15 protein-coding genes and 1 pseudogene are annotated in these 14,810 nt (G+C 61.7%); 9 read left to right on the top strand and 7 right to left on the bottom strand.

Annotated elements, in window-relative coordinates; all coding sequences use genetic code 11:
• Nucleotides 1-9 precede the first annotated feature (9 nt).
• On the top strand, nt 10-777 hold the full coding sequence (locus DOCECA_RS07600) for an SDR family oxidoreductase (protein WP_445571694.1): 768 nt from the start codon (nt 10-12) through the stop codon (nt 775-777).
• Nucleotides 778-1,007: 230 nt separating this feature from the next.
• Nucleotides 1,008-2,120, top strand: coding sequence for a Gfo/Idh/MocA family protein (locus tag DOCECA_RS07595; RefSeq protein ID WP_445571693.1), 1,113 nt, complete (start codon nt 1,008-1,010; stop codon nt 2,118-2,120).
• A 165-nt stretch (nt 2,121-2,285) separates the two neighbouring features.
• Here the strand turns inward: DOCECA_RS07595 and DOCECA_RS07590 are convergent, their stop codons facing one another.
• The gene (locus tag DOCECA_RS07590) at nt 2,286-3,722 is read right to left on the bottom strand and encodes an FAD/NAD(P)-binding protein (protein ID WP_434650826.1); all 1,437 of its coding nucleotides are present in this window, start codon (nt 3,720-3,722) and stop codon (nt 2,286-2,288) included.
• 15 nt (nt 3,723-3,737) lie between these two features.
• Nucleotides 3,738-4,301 (bottom strand): helix-turn-helix domain-containing protein, encoded by a 564-nt coding sequence (locus DOCECA_RS07585; RefSeq protein WP_420766583.1) that lies wholly within the window; start codon nt 4,299-4,301, stop codon nt 3,738-3,740.
• Between DOCECA_RS07585 and DOCECA_RS07580 the strand changes: the two genes are divergently transcribed.
• Nucleotides 4,296-5,318: a DMT family transporter gene (locus DOCECA_RS07580; protein ID WP_434563707.1), complete on the top strand. Its 1,023-nt coding sequence runs from the start codon at nt 4,296-4,298 to the stop codon at nt 5,316-5,318. The two genes, DOCECA_RS07585 and DOCECA_RS07580, sit on opposite strands and share 6 nt — an antisense overlap.
• Nucleotides 5,319-5,342: 24 nt before the next feature.
• Here the strand turns inward: DOCECA_RS07580 and DOCECA_RS07575 are convergent, their stop codons facing one another.
• The 5 genes and pseudogenes from DOCECA_RS07575 to DOCECA_RS07555 all read right to left on the bottom strand — a co-directional run.
• A complete protein-coding gene (locus DOCECA_RS07575; RefSeq protein WP_445571692.1) occupies nt 5,343-6,089 on the bottom strand; it encodes an S-type pyocin domain-containing protein in 747 nt (248 codons plus the stop codon).
• A gap of 24 nt (nt 6,090-6,113) precedes the next feature.
• Nucleotides 6,114-7,187, bottom strand: coding sequence for a bacteriocin immunity protein (locus tag DOCECA_RS07570; protein WP_445571691.1), 1,074 nt, complete (start codon nt 7,185-7,187; stop codon nt 6,114-6,116).
• 120 nt (nt 7,188-7,307) lie between these two features.
• Nucleotides 7,308-7,550 (bottom strand): bacteriocin immunity protein, encoded by a 243-nt coding sequence (locus DOCECA_RS07565; protein ID WP_445571690.1) that lies wholly within the window; start codon nt 7,548-7,550, stop codon nt 7,308-7,310.
• Nucleotides 7,547-8,155 (bottom strand): HNH endonuclease signature motif containing protein, encoded by a 609-nt coding sequence (locus DOCECA_RS07560; protein ID WP_445571689.1) that lies wholly within the window; start codon nt 8,153-8,155, stop codon nt 7,547-7,549. The genes DOCECA_RS07565 and DOCECA_RS07560 overlap by 4 nt, the downstream gene beginning before the upstream one ends.
• Nucleotides 8,156-8,292: 137 nt before the next feature.
• A pseudogene (locus DOCECA_RS07555) lies at nt 8,293-8,412 on the bottom strand (hypothetical protein); the annotation flags it as partial.
• A 308-nt stretch (nt 8,413-8,720) separates the two neighbouring features.
• Between DOCECA_RS07555 and DOCECA_RS07550 the strand changes: the two are divergent.
• From DOCECA_RS07550 to DOCECA_RS07525, 6 genes are read left to right on the top strand one after another with little or no spacing between them, the layout of a single operon-like run.
• On the top strand, nt 8,721-11,645 hold the full coding sequence (locus DOCECA_RS07550) for a monovalent cation/H+ antiporter subunit A (RefSeq protein ID WP_445571688.1): 2,925 nt from the start codon (nt 8,721-8,723) through the stop codon (nt 11,643-11,645).
• Nucleotides 11,645-11,989 carry a Na+/H+ antiporter subunit C gene (locus DOCECA_RS07545; protein WP_005789164.1) on the top strand — a complete coding sequence of 115 codons (345 nt, stop codon included), beginning with the start codon at nt 11,645-11,647 and terminating at the stop codon, nt 11,987-11,989. Before DOCECA_RS07550 ends, DOCECA_RS07545 begins: the two co-directional genes overlap by 1 nt.
• Nucleotides 11,986-13,671 carry a monovalent cation/H+ antiporter subunit D gene (locus DOCECA_RS07540; protein ID WP_445571687.1) on the top strand — a complete coding sequence of 562 codons (1,686 nt, stop codon included), beginning with the start codon at nt 11,986-11,988 and terminating at the stop codon, nt 13,669-13,671. The genes DOCECA_RS07545 and DOCECA_RS07540 overlap by 4 nt, the downstream gene beginning before the upstream one ends.
• Complete coding sequence (locus DOCECA_RS07535) at nt 13,671-14,159, top strand: Na+/H+ antiporter subunit E (protein WP_420766635.1); 489 nt, start codon at nt 13,671-13,673, stop codon at nt 14,157-14,159. Before DOCECA_RS07540 ends, DOCECA_RS07535 begins: the two co-directional genes overlap by 1 nt.
• A complete protein-coding gene (locus tag DOCECA_RS07530; RefSeq protein WP_420766590.1) occupies nt 14,156-14,434 on the top strand; it encodes a K+/H+ antiporter subunit F in 279 nt (92 codons plus the stop codon). The genes DOCECA_RS07535 and DOCECA_RS07530 overlap by 4 nt, the downstream gene beginning before the upstream one ends.
• Nucleotides 14,431-14,793, top strand: a complete 363-nt coding sequence (locus DOCECA_RS07525) for a Na+/H+ antiporter subunit G (RefSeq protein ID WP_420766591.1) — start codon at nt 14,431-14,433, stop codon at nt 14,791-14,793. Before DOCECA_RS07530 ends, DOCECA_RS07525 begins: the two co-directional genes overlap by 4 nt.
• Nucleotides 14,794-14,810 lie beyond the last annotated feature (17 nt).

Genomic DNA, 14,810 nt, shown 5'->3' with positions numbered 1-14,810 from the left:
GGAAACAGCATGTCCAAGACCCAGTTGTTCGACCTCGACGGTAAGATCGCTTTCGTTTCCGGCGCCAGCCGCGGCATCGGCGAAGCCATCGCCAAACTGCTGGCCCAGCAAGGCGCCCACGTGATCGTCTCCAGCCGCAAGCTCGATGGTTGCCAGCATGTCGCTGACGCCATCATCGCCGCCGGCGGCAAGGCCACCGCCATTGCCTGTCACATTGGTGAAATGGAGCAGATCAGCCAGGTGTTCGCCGGCATCCACGAACAGTTCGGGCGTCTGGATATCCTGGTGAATAACGCCGCCACCAACCCGCAATTCTGCAACGTGCTGGACACCGACCTGGGCGCGTTCCAGAAAACCGTGGACGTGAACATTCGCGGCTATTTCTTCATGTCGGTGGAGGCCGGCAAGCTGATGCGCGAAAACGGTGGCGGCAGCATCATCAACGTGGCGTCGATCAACGGCATTTCCCCGGGAATCTTTCAGGGCATCTACTCGGTCACCAAGGCCGCGGTGATCAACATGACCAAGGTCTTCGCCAAGGAATGCGCGCAGTTCGGCATCCGCTGCAACGCCCTCCTGCCGGGCCTGACCGATACCAAGTTTGCCTCAGCGCTGGTCAAGAACGACGCCATCCTCAAAACCGCCCTGGCGCAGATTCCCCTCAAGCGCGTGGCCGACCCGAGCGAAATGGCCGGCGCGGTGTTGTACCTGGCGAGCGATGCGTCGAGCTATACCACGGGCGTGGCGTTGAATGTGGATGGCGGGTTCCTTTCCTGACAACGAGCCGCGAGGCAGACCTTTGGAATTCCTGTGGGAGCGAGCTTGCTCGCGATAGCGTTGCATCAGGCACAACAGTACCGGCTGATCCACTGCAATCGCGAGCAAGCTCGCTCCCACAAGGGACGCTGAGCGGCAACAGAATGAATATTTATTCCAGTATTTGCAATTAGCGAATATTTATTCCATAAAGAGCTCTCCTGAAAATAAAAATTCAAAGGGCTCTTCTCATGCGTGAACTCGGCATCGGTCTGATTGGCACTGGTTTCATGGGCCGTGCCCATGCCTTGGCGTTCCACAATGCCAAGGCGGTGTTCGACCTCCCCTTGAACCTGAAACTGGCGGCCCTGGCCGACGCCGATCCGCAGCGTGCCCGGCAATGCGCCCAGAGCTGGGGGTTCGAGACGGCTCACAGTGACTGGCAACGGCTGATCGACGACCCGAAGGTTCATTTGGTCGCCATCACCACGCCCAATCATTTGCACTTTCCGATGGCCATGGCCGCGTTGGCGGCGGGCAAGCCGGTCTATTGTGAAAAGCCGTTGGCGGTATCCCTGGAACAGGCCGAGCAGATGCGCCGGGCAGCCAAGGCGGCTGGCGTGGTGACGCGGGTCGGCTACAACTACCAGCACAACCCGATCATCCAACTGGCGCGGGGGATGATCCAGCGCGGAGAGCTTGGACAGATCATCAGTTTCCAGGGCGAATTCAGCGAAGATTTCATGGCCGACCCGGCCTCACCCTGGTCGTGGCGCTGCGAGGCCGCGCACGCCGGTGGCGCGCTGGCGGACCTGGGCAGCCATCTCCTGGCGATGGCGCGGCATTTGTTGGGCGAGGTAGAGGCTGTGTGTGCCGACAGCCAAACCGTGCACAAACAGCGTCCTGCCAACGTTGGCAGCACCGAACAACGCGCGATCGCGGTGGATGATCAGGTCAATGCACTGCTGCGCTTTGCCAGCGGCGCCCGGGGCACGGTGAGCAGCAGTTGGCTCAAGCACGGCTGCAAGAATCACCTGAGCTTCGAAATCAGCGGCACACTCGGCACGCTGGCGTTCGACCAGGAAAGGCTGAACGAGCTGCGGGTGTGCCGCGCCGGCCAGGCGGGTTTCCAGCGACTGCTGGCCGGCCCGGATCTACCCGGCTATGCCGCGTTCAGCCCTGCCGCCGGGCACCAGTTGGGCTACAACGAACTGAAGACGTTGGAGGTGCATGAGTTGATCATGGCGCTGGCAGGTGAAGGTGGCAGCGGGACGGATTTCGAAGAGGCCTGGGAAGTGGAGCGGCTGGCGGCGGCGATTCGCGTGGCGGCACTGGAACAGCGTTGGGTTAAGGTTAGCGAATAGTCACGGCCCGCCGCTGACCTGCTTTTGTGGCGAGGGGATTTATCCCCGCTGGGCCGCGAAGCGGCCCTGAGATATACCTGACACACCGAGGCGTCAGGTCTTGGGGGCGCTTCGCACCCCAACGGGGATAAATCCCCTCGCCACAGAATGTGTCCAGCTTCAATTTTAGGCGTGCAGTTCAGCCAACCGCCTCGCCAACGCCTTCGCCTGGCTCGCCACATCAGTCACCGCCGTGCTTTCCCACCACATCCCGCGTAACGGCGGACCCATGGCGAACAGGCGGCTGGCCGGCTCGCCTTGGGCGTCCAGCACTGCGCCGTCGGCACGCGCTGCAATACCCAGCGCCAACGGACCGGGCTGGACCAACTCTCGGGCCAACAACTGCTGCGGCAACGGCCGGGCAACACGGCGCCAGTCATATTCAATGCCGCTGGAGTTGATCAACGCGGCGCCCTCCACCACTTCCAGTCCAGCCTCGCCCCTTCGGCGAATATTGATCGCCACCGATCCTTCGCCAGACGACACAAGCCCCTTGTACGACGCCGCCTGGATCCGCAACCGTCCCTCCCCGTGCAGACGCGCCACCAGTTCCGCGCTCAACGGAGGCGAGCGATGGTGATGGCTTTCCCACCAAGGTCGCACATGCCGCACGAACTGTCGGCGCTGCACATCGCTGGCCTGACTCCACAAACGCCCGATATGGGCACGCACCGTGTCCAGCGGGGCCTGCCAATCGATGCCCTGGGCTTGGGCCAAGCGGCATTGCCCACGCAGCGCGCGCATCAACTGGCGTGGCGAACGCAGGCTGTGATCATCGGCGAGAAAGTCCACCCAGGCCGGTGGCTGCCGACGTACATGGGGCAACAAACCGTGACGGGAAAATACTTCGATAGGCCCGCGATGCCCGGCCTGTTCCAGCGATACCACGGCATCGACCATGGTCAGCCCCGAACCGATGATCATGACCGTCGCTAGCGGATCAAGCTGGCGCATCGCAGCCACGTCCCACGGATCAAGCGCCGCGGCGTTCAAGCCGCTCGACTCGGTCTGCGGGGTTCGTGCCGCGGGGAACATGCCGGTGGCGAGCACGGCAAAGCGTCCTTGCAATACTTGGCCATCGCCGAGCGTCACTTGCACGGCATCATCGATGACCCGCAAATCGACGGCCTCCCCGCGCACATGCTCCGCCACCGATCCATGGCGCGCGCCCAACGCACGAGCCTCGGCCAGACGCTGTTGCACATACAGGCCGAACATCCCCCGCGGAGGAAACAACTCGCTGACCGGCACATGTTGCTGATCGGACTCAGGCCAACCACCGGCCACGATGAACGCAGCGAGCCATTGCGTGAGATCATCGGCATTGTCCGGGTCGACGCTCATGCGTGCCGCATTGCCATTGAGGGTGTGGCCCAGCTCCACGGCGCTGTAGGCCTCGCCCCGGCCCAACTCGCTGCGCGGCTCGACAATCAATACCTCGCGCCGGCCCGGCAGCCGCAGCAGTTGCGCCGCCAACAGGGTTCCGCTCAGGCCGCCGCCGATAATCAGGATATCGGCCTGGCGGGCGGTGCCGATCACAGATTGCTCCAGCGCTGTGTCCATACCGCTCTCCAGGAGTCAAATCACCACGTTGCGGACGAATCTCACCGCCACCGGACCATCGTTGCGATAAGCATGGGGCTGGTTGCTGGCAAACATGAAAAACTCGCCGGCCCCGACTCGACGTTCTTCGCTGCCCAACAACAATGTCAGGCAGCCCTCGAATACGTAGAGCTGTTCGCTCCAACCGTCCGCGTCGGGTTCTGAATGGTAATGCTCGCCGGGTTCCAGGCGCCATTCCCAAAGCTCCACCTCTCGGTTGGCGGTGGCCTTGGCCAATAAGATGGCTTTGCTGCCGGGAATCACACCGGCCCAGGCCAGCTCATTGATCCGGCTCGGATCGCGGGCGTCAGGCGCCTGGATGAGGTCGCTGAAAGCCACGTCCAAGGCTTCGGCAACGCGGTCCAGGGTGGTCAGGCTGACATTCTTTTCGCCCGCTTCGATGGCAACCAGCATCCGCCGGCTAACACCGGACAATTCGGCCAGCGCCGTCTGGCTGAGCTGCGCGGCATGCCGCAGGCGGCGGACGTTCTGGCTGACGTGTTGCAGGACGGACGCCCGCTGGCCATTTTCTTTGTGCACTATATTGCTCATCTGCCGGGGTTGCGCATTATACTGCCCAACTTCGGGCGCATTGTGCGTCCGCCTCAAGTAGTGCGCAAGGTCATGGCATCGGTGAACTCCCCGCAAACTTCCTCCCATCTGCCCAGGTTCAGCAAGGCCGAATGCGTGCTCGTACTGATCACCATGATCTGGGGCGGCACGTTCCTGCTGGTGCAACACGCCATGACGGTCAGCGGACCGATGTTCTTCGTGGGCCTGCGCTTTGCCGCCGCGGCGGCTTTTGTCGCGCTGTTCTCGTGGCGCCACTTGCGTGACCTGACCCTGTTCGAGCTCAAGGCCGGGGCCTTCATCGGCGTGGCGATCATGCTCGGCTACGGCCTGCAAACCGTAGGCCTGCAAACCATTCCCAGCAGCCAATCGGCCTTTATCACCGCCCTGTATGTGCCTTTCGTGCCGCTGTTGCAATGGCTCGTGCTGGGCCGGCGGCCGGGGTTGATGCCAAGCATAGGCATCATGTTGGCGTTCACTGGGCTCATGCTGGTGTCCGGGCCGGCTGGGGCCTCGCTGAACTTCAGCCCCGGTGAAATCGCCACGCTGATCAGCGCCATCGCGATTGCGGCGGAGATCATTCTGATCAGTGCCTATGCGGGCCAGGTCGATGTACGGCGGGTAACCGTGGTGCAACTGGCAAGCACGGCGGTGCTGGCATTCCTCATGGTGGTGCCGACGCAAGAGGTCATCCCAGGCTTTTCCTGGCTGTTGCTGATCAGCGCGGTGGGCCTGGGCGCCGCCAGCGCAGCGATCCAGGTGGCGATGAACTGGGCCCAGAAAAGCGTCTCGCCGACCCGCGCCACGCTTATCTATGCCGGCGAACCGGTATGGGCCGGCATCGCCGGGCGCCTGGCGGGTGAGCGGTTGCCGGCGATTGCGTTGCTCGGGGCGGGCTTGATCGTGGCGGCGGTGATCGTCAGCGAGTTGAAAACGCGGAACAAAGGTGTCGTAGAGGCGGATGAAGCGCTTGAGCGCGAGGGCTGACCATCATGCGTCAGCCCTCGGGTTTCAGTAGCGAATAATCAGATTATCGAGATCGTAGACCCCACCGCCCTGCGTGATGTCGACGCGGTGCAGAATGCGCAGCGAACGATGATCGTCGGGCTGCTCGCTGCGGGGCGCTGAACCGTTGAGCAGTAACACCCTATTTTCGATATTGAATTGTGCATTCAAGGTCGGTACGGCCGCAACGGCCCTCCAGAATGCACGTTTGAACAGATCGAAACGCTCGAAAACTTGCCCGCGCAATGAATCGGCAACTGACGCAGGGACCGACGCGCCCTGGCTGGTCAAGGCTTGCGTTCGCCAATCGTCAGCCTCCGCGTGCCCTTCTCCACTGACGACACCTGGACAATCCCGACGGTCATTGAATAGCACATAGACCGGCTCAAGCCCTGACTCCCGCGGAAACACCACCACATAATCATCGAATCGCACCTCTTCGATAGATTCGAACGTGGCCAATTCGGGCACTGGCGATGACCGGACGAAACCAACGGAATCGAGCCGATCCGGTTTTGGCGCCACCGGCGCTTCCAGGCCATGGGGTACTGCCCACTCCATAACGTAGGGCTGCGGGCCATCGCTCGTGAACCGATAGGCCCTCTCGCCTTCCTGCCAGACGGCGAGCCTGACACGAACCTTCGCAGGCAAAACCCCGGCGCAGGGAGTGATAAAGACTTCGAAGAGTTCGCGTATTTCTTTTAATCCATACGACAGGCTGCCGGCCTTCACGGGGACCGTCGAGGTGCTCATTCGCAGCGGCAGTTCTACTTCGCCTTACTGGGCGGCCAATAGTTGCCAATCAGGATCGATCAGAGAAAGCTCATTCAGCGTAACGCAGAGGCCAAAACGCACGGCCTTGGCCCGGCTGGCGAACCTGAAGTGCAGCACGCCGGCGTACTGTCCAAGATGCTCCTGCGCACCGTCGGTCAATGACCAATTGAATTCGGCGACTGCGGAACGCAGGGTCTTATGCAAGTCCACTCGTTGTACCGACATCAACGGCTGTACGTCGCTGATCAAAAGTTCCGGTCGTTCCAGGTTAGCGACGACAGACAGGCGAAACTCGCTTGGGTATCGGTCGGGAGTCCGTAGGCGCACCAGTTGCTGCCAGGCATGATCAACCAAGGCTTCGGCGTTGGTGTGGAGTTCGGCATGGCGCTGGGTATTGGAGGGCAGACGCGCCAGATAACCAGCCTGATTGGCAGTGGCCTGCTGCAAAACGGCTTGCCAGAGAGGCCTCTCCGCCTGGCTGTAGGTAAGATTTCGCTGTGCCGCGGCTTTGTCGAACTCGACACGCATTTTTTTACCTTCGAATGCACGAACCGCCATCAGCACCTCGTGCTGTGCATGTTCAACCCGACGGATACCTTTTTCCAGTGCCTCCAGCGTCGCGTTCGAATGCTGTTGGATTGGCAGATGCTGGATAGCGCTTTCAAGAAGAGAGAATGCTGAATCGACCGTTTGCTCCGCAGAGGCGATGTCCCCAGCCATTCGCTGAGCGTTCGCAAGTTCGTGCCTGGCTCTCGCCGTGGTGTGTCCAATAAGGCTCGACCCGTCGACCGGCGTGAACGGTGCTGGAAGCACACCGTCCCTGAAAGGAATGAGTCTCCTCTGGTGATACCAATGCTTGAGCTGGAAGGTGACTGCGCCTGGGGAATGAAAGTTGGAGGTATCCTCCGGGTAAAACAACAGATCCGCACCAGCAGGATGACCAACTATCAGATCGAAGTGTTTGATCAGTCCGTCATGCTCTTTCTTGTCCCTGCAGGCCTCCACATTCCAGATCTTGTCGACAAGAGTTTGAAACTCGGACTCGGTGTAATCCTGGAGTTTGGGTTTAAGTTCCATCTTTGGTTTTTCCTTGCTCAAGCGTGCGACGTGGATGACGCACCTGCTCGCGACGGGTCGAGCTGATGCGTACGAAACGATGATTTATTCGGGTTTGAAACCTGGTCTGTTATTGCGGGCTCACCATTCCTTGACTTCTTTCAGGATTCCAGCGGGGCTGTCTTCTTGGCCTTCCTTTGGGTAGAAGAGAACATCTGAGCCATCAGGGTGCTCAGTAATCAGTTCAAAATGGTCCACCAACCTATCGGTATATTGGCTCAACGCATCCCCCTCCAAAGCAACGGAGTAATCAAAAAATTTTCGAAGAAATGTCAGAAATTCAGCCTCCGTATAATCTTCCAGCCGTTCTTTGAGCACGCTCATGGCTTCTCTCCTTTGTGAAAATCAATATGCCGCCTTGCAGTCATAACTAGCAGATTTTCCAAGTCATAAACTGCGCCGCCTTTCGCAACTTCGTGCTTATGATGGATTTCAAACTTCCTTCTCCCGCCAACCTGATCCAATCGACTAGCGAACGGCGGCGCTCCCTTGGTCATCTCTCGCAGATTTGAGCCATTAAACTGCTTACTTAAATCACGATCCGCCGCCACCGCCCTCCAAAACGCCTCCCTGAACCGATGAAAGTTCGCAAACTCTCTGCCCCTCAACTGATCCGCAATCCGATCAGGAATCGCCGCCCCAGTCGTTCTCGCCGCCTCCCCCAACCAAATGCCTGAAACTGACTGCCCAAAGCCGAGGGCCATCCCGGGATCATCTCGCCGGTCATAAAACAGCGCATCCGGCGAGGGCAACTCCATATCACCCGGGTACCCGGCAATACTCGCACCGGCCAGCACCGGATCAACAGCCGGAAGCGTCTCGTTTTCCGGTAGGACGGGGATGACAGGCTTGCCCGGATAAATCTGCGAAAACGGTGGCGTGACGGGCAGCGTGGTCGGGCCAAGTTGTTCGATGCCCGGCGGAACCAAAGGCGTTCGGGTACCGTGGCCGATGGGAGGCGCCGGCCAGGGATGACCGCCGGGACGATGCCCGGCCTGCCTTGCAGGCTGTTTGGTGTGGTGATGCTGATCCGGTCGAGGTTGAATGGATTCTCACCCAGCTCCGCACGCTCCCGATAACGCAGCTCGAATTCTCGACGCTCTCCCACCCATATGCTTTTTGGCGCATAGGGCGCAAAGCCGCGTTCGATGCGTTTGCGGTTGAGTTCGTCTGTGTTTGCCCACAGAGCCGGATGTTCAGAGAGGGTCCGCCATAGCGCCTGGTCGAAGGCGCCGAACGATATCTCCTTTTCTGTATGGCGCAGGATGGCGATGAAGCCCTGCTCGGGTGCAGTACATACTTACCGCACCCGAGCAAGGTTCGTGTGGTACGAGTGCCTTGATACCCATGGTCGATCCCGACGACCCGGCGCTCGCAAAACGACTCCAAACAGGAAAACTTCCCCCTCCTTGTAGGATTCTGCGACACCCTTGCGGTTGGTGATCGGGAATACGCCACGTATGATCCCGAACAACCTTTGCCGAATAGAAGCCTATGTCGCTGATAGTTCTATTGCTTTTGCCCTTCGTCGGCAGCTGTGTCGCGGCGTTGCTGCCGCATAACGCGCGCAATGCCGAATCATTGCTGGCAGGTCTTGTGGCCTTGGTGGGCACCGTTCAGGTGGCTTTGTGGTACCCGCAGATCGCCGACGGCGGGGTTATCCAAGAGCAATATGCCTGGCTGCCCAGCCTGGGCCTGAATTTCGTCCTGCGCCTGGACGGCTTCGCCTGGCTGTTTTCGTTGCTGGTGCTGGGCATCGGCACGCTGGTGTCGTTGTATGCCCGCTACTACATGTCGCCGGACGATCCGGTGCCGCGGTTCTTTGCGTTTTTCCTGGCTTTCATGGGCGCGATGCTCGGGCTGGTGATTTCCGGCAACCTGATCCAGATGGTGTTCTTCTGGGAATTGACCAGCCTGTTCTCATTCCTGCTGATCGGTTACTGGCATCACCGCGCCGACGCGCGGCGCGGCGCCTATATGGCGTTGATGGTGACCGGCGCCGGCGGGCTGTGCCTGTTGGCCGGGGTCATGCTGCTTGGCCATGTGGTGGGCAGTTATGATTTGGACAAGGTCCTGGCCGCCGGCGACATGATTCGCCAGCACGCCCTCTATCCAGTCCTGTTGCCGCTTATCCTGATCGGCGCCTTGAGCAAAAGCGCCCAGTTTCCTTTCCATTTCTGGCTGCCCCACGCCATGGCCGCGCCCACGCCGGTGTCGGCGTACCTGCACTCGGCGACCATGGTCAAAGCCGGTGTTTTCCTGCTGGCACGGTTGTGGCCCTCGCTGTCGGGCAGTGAACAGTGGTTCTATATCGTCGGCGGCGCCGGGGCGTTCACATTGATGCTGGGCGCTTATTGCGCGATGTTCCAGAACGACCTCAAGGGTCTCCTTGCCTATTCGACCATCAGCCATCTGGGGCTGATTACGCTTCTGCTTGGCCTCAACAGCCCGCTGGCGGCGGTCGCGGCCGTGTTTCATATCCTCAACCACGCCACGTTCAAGGCCTCGCTGTTCATGGCCGCCGGCATCATCGACCACGAAAGTGGCACCCGGGACATCCGCAAGCTCAGCGGCCTGGTGCGGCTGATTCCGTACACCGCCACCCTGGCGATGGTTGCCAGCGCGGCGATGGCCGGGGTGCCGTTGCTCAACGGCTTCCTGTCCAAGGAAATGTTCTTCGCCGAGACCGTGTTCATTTCCGCCACGGCCTGGGTCGAGCTGGCGCTGCCGATCGTCGCCACCATCGCCGGCACCTTCAGCGTCGCCTATTCCCTGCGTTTTACCGTCGACGTGTTCTTCGGCCCCACTGCCACCGACCTGCCCCACACGCCCCATGAACCGCCGCGCTGGATGCGCGCGCCGGTTGAGCTTCTGGTGTTTACCTGCCTGTTGGTGGGCATCTTTCCGGCACAGGTGGTTGGTTCGTTGCTGGCGGCGGCGGCGCTGCCGGTGGTGGGCGGTCCGCTGCCCCAGTACAGCCTGGCGATCTGGCATGGCCTGAACGCGCCCATGATCATGAGCCTGGTGGCGATGTCGGGTGGGATCGTCCTGTACCTGCTGCTGCGCAAGCAATTCAAGCAAGGCCATATCAAACAGCCACCGCTGATAGGGCGTCTCAGCGGCAAGCGTTTGTTCGAGCGCAGCCTGGTGCTGATGATGCGCCAGGGCCGACGGTTGGAGCGCAAGATCAGTACCCGGCGCTTGCAGGCTCAGTTGTTCCTGCTGGTGCTGGCGGCCGTATTGGCCGGGCTGATTCCGATGCTCAGCAGCACGCTGGCCTGGGGCGACCGCCCCAGGATTCCCGGCTCCGTGGTATTCGTCACGCTGTGGGTGCTGGCCATCGCTTGCGCGTTGGGCGCTGCCTGGCAGGCCAAATATCACCGCCTCGCGGCGCTGACGATGGTCAGTGTCTGCGGCCTGATGACGTGCGTGACTTTTGTCTGGTTCTCGGCCCCGGACCTGGCCTTGACTCAACTGGTCGTGGAGGTGGTCACCACGGTGCTGATCCTGCTGGGCCTGCGCTGGTTGCCACGGCGGATCGAAGATGTGTCGCCGCTGCCCAACAGCGAACGCCGCGCGCGCATCCGTCGTCTGCGGGACTTGCTGCTGTCCATCGCAGTGGGCGGCGGCATGGCGTTGCTGTCCTATGCGATGCTCACGCGCCAGACACCCAACGACATTTCGTCGTTTTACCTGAGCCGGGCCTTGCCCGAAGGTGGCGGCAGCAATGTGGTAAACGTGATGCTGGTGGACTTCCGCGGCTTCGACACCCTGGGCGAAATCACCGTGCTGGTGGCGGTTGCGCTGGCGGTATTCGCCCTGCTGCGGCGCTTCCGGCCACCCAAGGAAAGCATGCAGCTCCCGGCGCAACAGCGCCTGCTGGCGCCAGACGTGGTGACCGACCTGGTCAACCCGCGTCACGCCAGCGACACCGCGCTGGGCTTCATGATGGTGCCGTCGGTGCTGGTGCGCCTGCTGTTGCCGATTGCCCTGGTGGTGTCGTTCTACCTGTTCATGCGCGGCCACAACCAACCGGGTGGCGGTTTCGTCGCCGGCCTGGTGATGTCGGTGGCGTTCATCCTCCAGTACATGGTCGCCGGCACCCAGTGGGTCGAAGCACAAATGAGCCTGCGACCGCTGCGCTGGATGGGCACGGGGCTGTTGTTCGCCACCGCGACGGGGTTGGGGGCGATGGCGGTGGGTTATCCGTTCCTGACCACTCACACCTGGCATTTCGAGTTGCCGCTGCTGGGTGACCTCCATCTGGCGAGTGCGCTGTTCTTCGACATCGGCGTCTACGCCGTGGTGGTCGGCTCCACGCTATTGATCCTTACCGCCCTGGCTCACCAGTCGGTGCGGGCCCATAAACCGGGGCTGCACGCCAAACCCGTCGCCCCCCTCAAAGGAGCCAACGCCTGATGGAAGAAGTCATCGCAATCGCAATCGGCGTATTGGCCGCCTCCGGCGTCTGGCTGGTGCTGCGGCCCCGGACCTTTCAGGTGGTCATGGGGCTTTGCCTGCTGTCCTATGGCGTCAACCTGTTCATCTTCAGCATGGGCAGCCTGTTCATCGGCAAGGAACCGATCATCAAGGACGGCGTGCCCCAGGACCTGCTGAACTACACCGATCCGCTGCCCCAGGCCCTGGTGTTGACCGCCATTGTGATCAGCTTCGCCATGACCGCGCTGTTTCTCGTCGTCTTGCTCGCGTCCCGCGGGCTGACCGGCACCGACCATGTGGACGGCCGGGAGCCCAAGGAATGATGCTGACGCCTCACTTGATCGCCGCGCCCATCCTGCTACCGCTGCTGACCGCCGCGTTGATGCTGATGCTGGGCGAGAAACATCGCCCGCTCAAAGCGCGGATCAATCTGTTTTCCAGCCTGCTGGGCCTGGGCATCGCCGTGCTGCTGTTGGACTGGACCCAGGACCAGGCATTGCCCGCGTCCTTTGGCGTGTACCTGCCGGGCAACTGGCAGGCGCCGTTCGGCATCGTGTTGGTGGTCGATCGCCTGTCGGCGCTGATGCTCGTGCTGACGGGCATCATCGGCGTCTGCGCCCTGCTGTTCGCGATGGCGCGGTGGGATCGGGCCGGCGCCAGTTTCCATGCGCTGTTCCAGATTCAGCTGATGGGCCTTTACGGCGCTTTCCTGACGGCGGACCTGTTCAATCTGTTTGTGTTTTTCGAAGTATTGCTGGCCGCGTCCTACGGCTTGATGCTCCACGGATCGGGGCGGGCCCGCGTCTCGTCGGGGCTGCATTACATCGCCATCAACTTGCTGGCGTCGTCGTTGTTCCTGATTGGCGCGGCGTTGATCTATGGCGTCACCGGCACCTTGAACATGGCCGACCTGGCCTTGAAAGTGCCCTTGGTGCCAGAAGCGGACCGCGGCCTGCTGCACGCCGGTGCCGCGATCCTGGCAGTGGCGTTCCTGGCGAAGGCTGGCATGTGGCCGCTGAATTTCTGGCTGGTGCCGGCCTACAGCGCGGCCAGCGCCCCGGTGGCGGCCTTGTTCGCGATCATGACCAAGGTGGGCGTCTACACCGTGTTGCGGTTGTGGACTCTGCTGTTCTCGGGGCAAGCCGGCGCGTCGGCGTATTTTGGCGGCGACTGGCTGGTCTACGGCGGCATGGCGACCATCGCCTGCGCGGCCATCGCCATCCTCGCGGCCCAGCGCCTGGAACGCATGGCCAGCCTGAGTATCCTGGTCTCGGCCGGCATCCTGTTGTCAGCCATCGGCTTCGCACAGCCCAACCTGATAGGCGCCGCGTTGTTTTACCTGGTGAGCTCGACCCTGGCGCTGTGCGCGCTGTTCTTGCTGGCCGAACTGATCGAGCGCTCACGCTCCGCCAATGACCTGCCGCTGGAAGATGACCTCGACACCCTGCCGCGCCCCCTGGAATCGCTGCAGCCGCCCAAGGGCATCAACCTCGATGACGAACAGAAAGCCGTGGTCGGGCAAGTGATCCCCTGGACCATGGCCTTTCTCGGTCTGAGTTTCATCGCCTGTGCACTGTTGATTGTCGGCATGCCTCCCTTGTCGGGGTTTATCGGCAAGCTGGGGCTGCTCAGCGCGCTGCTCAACCCCGAGGGCCTGGGGGTGAGTGCCGACGTGCCCGTATCGGCCGCCGCCTGGGGCCTGCTGGCGCTGTTGATCCTGTCCGGGCTCGCCTCGTTGATCGCCTTTTCGCGCTTGGGCATCCAGCGCTTCTGGACACCGCAGGAACGGCCCTCCCCGCTGTTGCGGCCGTTCGAATGCCTGCCGATCCTCGCGTTACTGGGGCTGGGGATCGTCTTGACGTTCAAGGCCGAGCCATTGCTGCGCTACACCCAATCCGCCGCCGATGGGTTGAATACGCCTGAACATTATGTGATGGCGGTTTTTTCCACCCGCGCCGTCCCCAACCCTGAAGGCAACACTCGATTGCAGGCGGTGCAGCCATGATCAAGCATTTGTTTCCCGCACCGTGGCTGTCCCTGGCATTGGGGTTGCTCTGGCTGTTGTTGAACCTGTCCCTGAGTGCCGGCCACCTGCTGCTGGGCGCCGCGCTGGGTTTCCTCGCGCCACTGATGATGCGTCCGCTGCGGCCACGACCCATCCGCATCCGGCGTCCCGGGGTCATGCTGCGACTGCTCTTGCTGGTGGGATGGGACGTGCTGGTGTCCAACCTGGCCGTCGCCTGGCGCGTACTCAACGCCGGGCGCCGCCCGCCTCGCTCGCGGTTTATCAAGGTGCCGCTGGACCTGCACGACGCCAATGGGCTGGCGGTGCTTTCGATGATCACCACGGTGATTCCAGGGACGGTCTGGTCGGAGTTGGCGCTGGATCGCAGCATCCTGTTGATACACATTTTCGATCTGGAGGACGAAGGGGCGTTTATCGACCATTTCAAGGCCACCTACGAGCGTCCGCTGATGGAGATTTTCGAATGAGCGCGCTGCTGTCCAATGCGATCCTGCTGAGTCTGTTCCTGTTCTCGCTGACCATGGTGCTGACCCTGGTGCGCCTGTTCAAGGGCCCCTCGGCACAGGACCGGGTCCTGGCCCTCGATTACTTGTACATCGTCGCGATGCTGATGATGCTGGTGCTGGGCATTCGGTATGCCAGCGACACGTATTTCGAGGCGGCGCTGTTGATCGCCCTGTTCGGCTTTGTCGGCTCGTTTGCCCTGGCCAAGTTCCTGTTGCGTGGCGAGGTGATCGAATGACGGGAGAACTGTCGATGTGGGTCGAGATCCCAGTGGCGATCCTGCTGGTGCTCGGCAGTCTTTTCGCCCTGACCGGGGCGATCGGCCTGGTGCGGCTCAAGGATTATTTTCAGCGCATGCACCCGCCTGCCCTGGCTTCGACGCTGGGGGCCTGGTGCGTTGCGCTGGCCTCGATCATTTATTTCTCGGCGCTCAAGTCGGGCCCGGTGCTGCATGCCTGGCTGATACCGATCCTGCTGTCCATCACGGTGCCGGTAACGACCCTGCTGCTGGCCCGGGCGGCTTTGTTCCGCAAGCGCATGGCGGGGGACGATGTACCGGCGGAAATAAGCAGCCCCAGGACCGGGAGCGATGGCTAAGGAAGCTTGAGCCAGGC

It is taken from the genome of Pseudomonas sp. E102, assembly GCF_052660185.1.
Note: the sequence above shows the minus strand (reverse complement) of the source record. Positions and strands in the feature narration are given on the sequence as shown.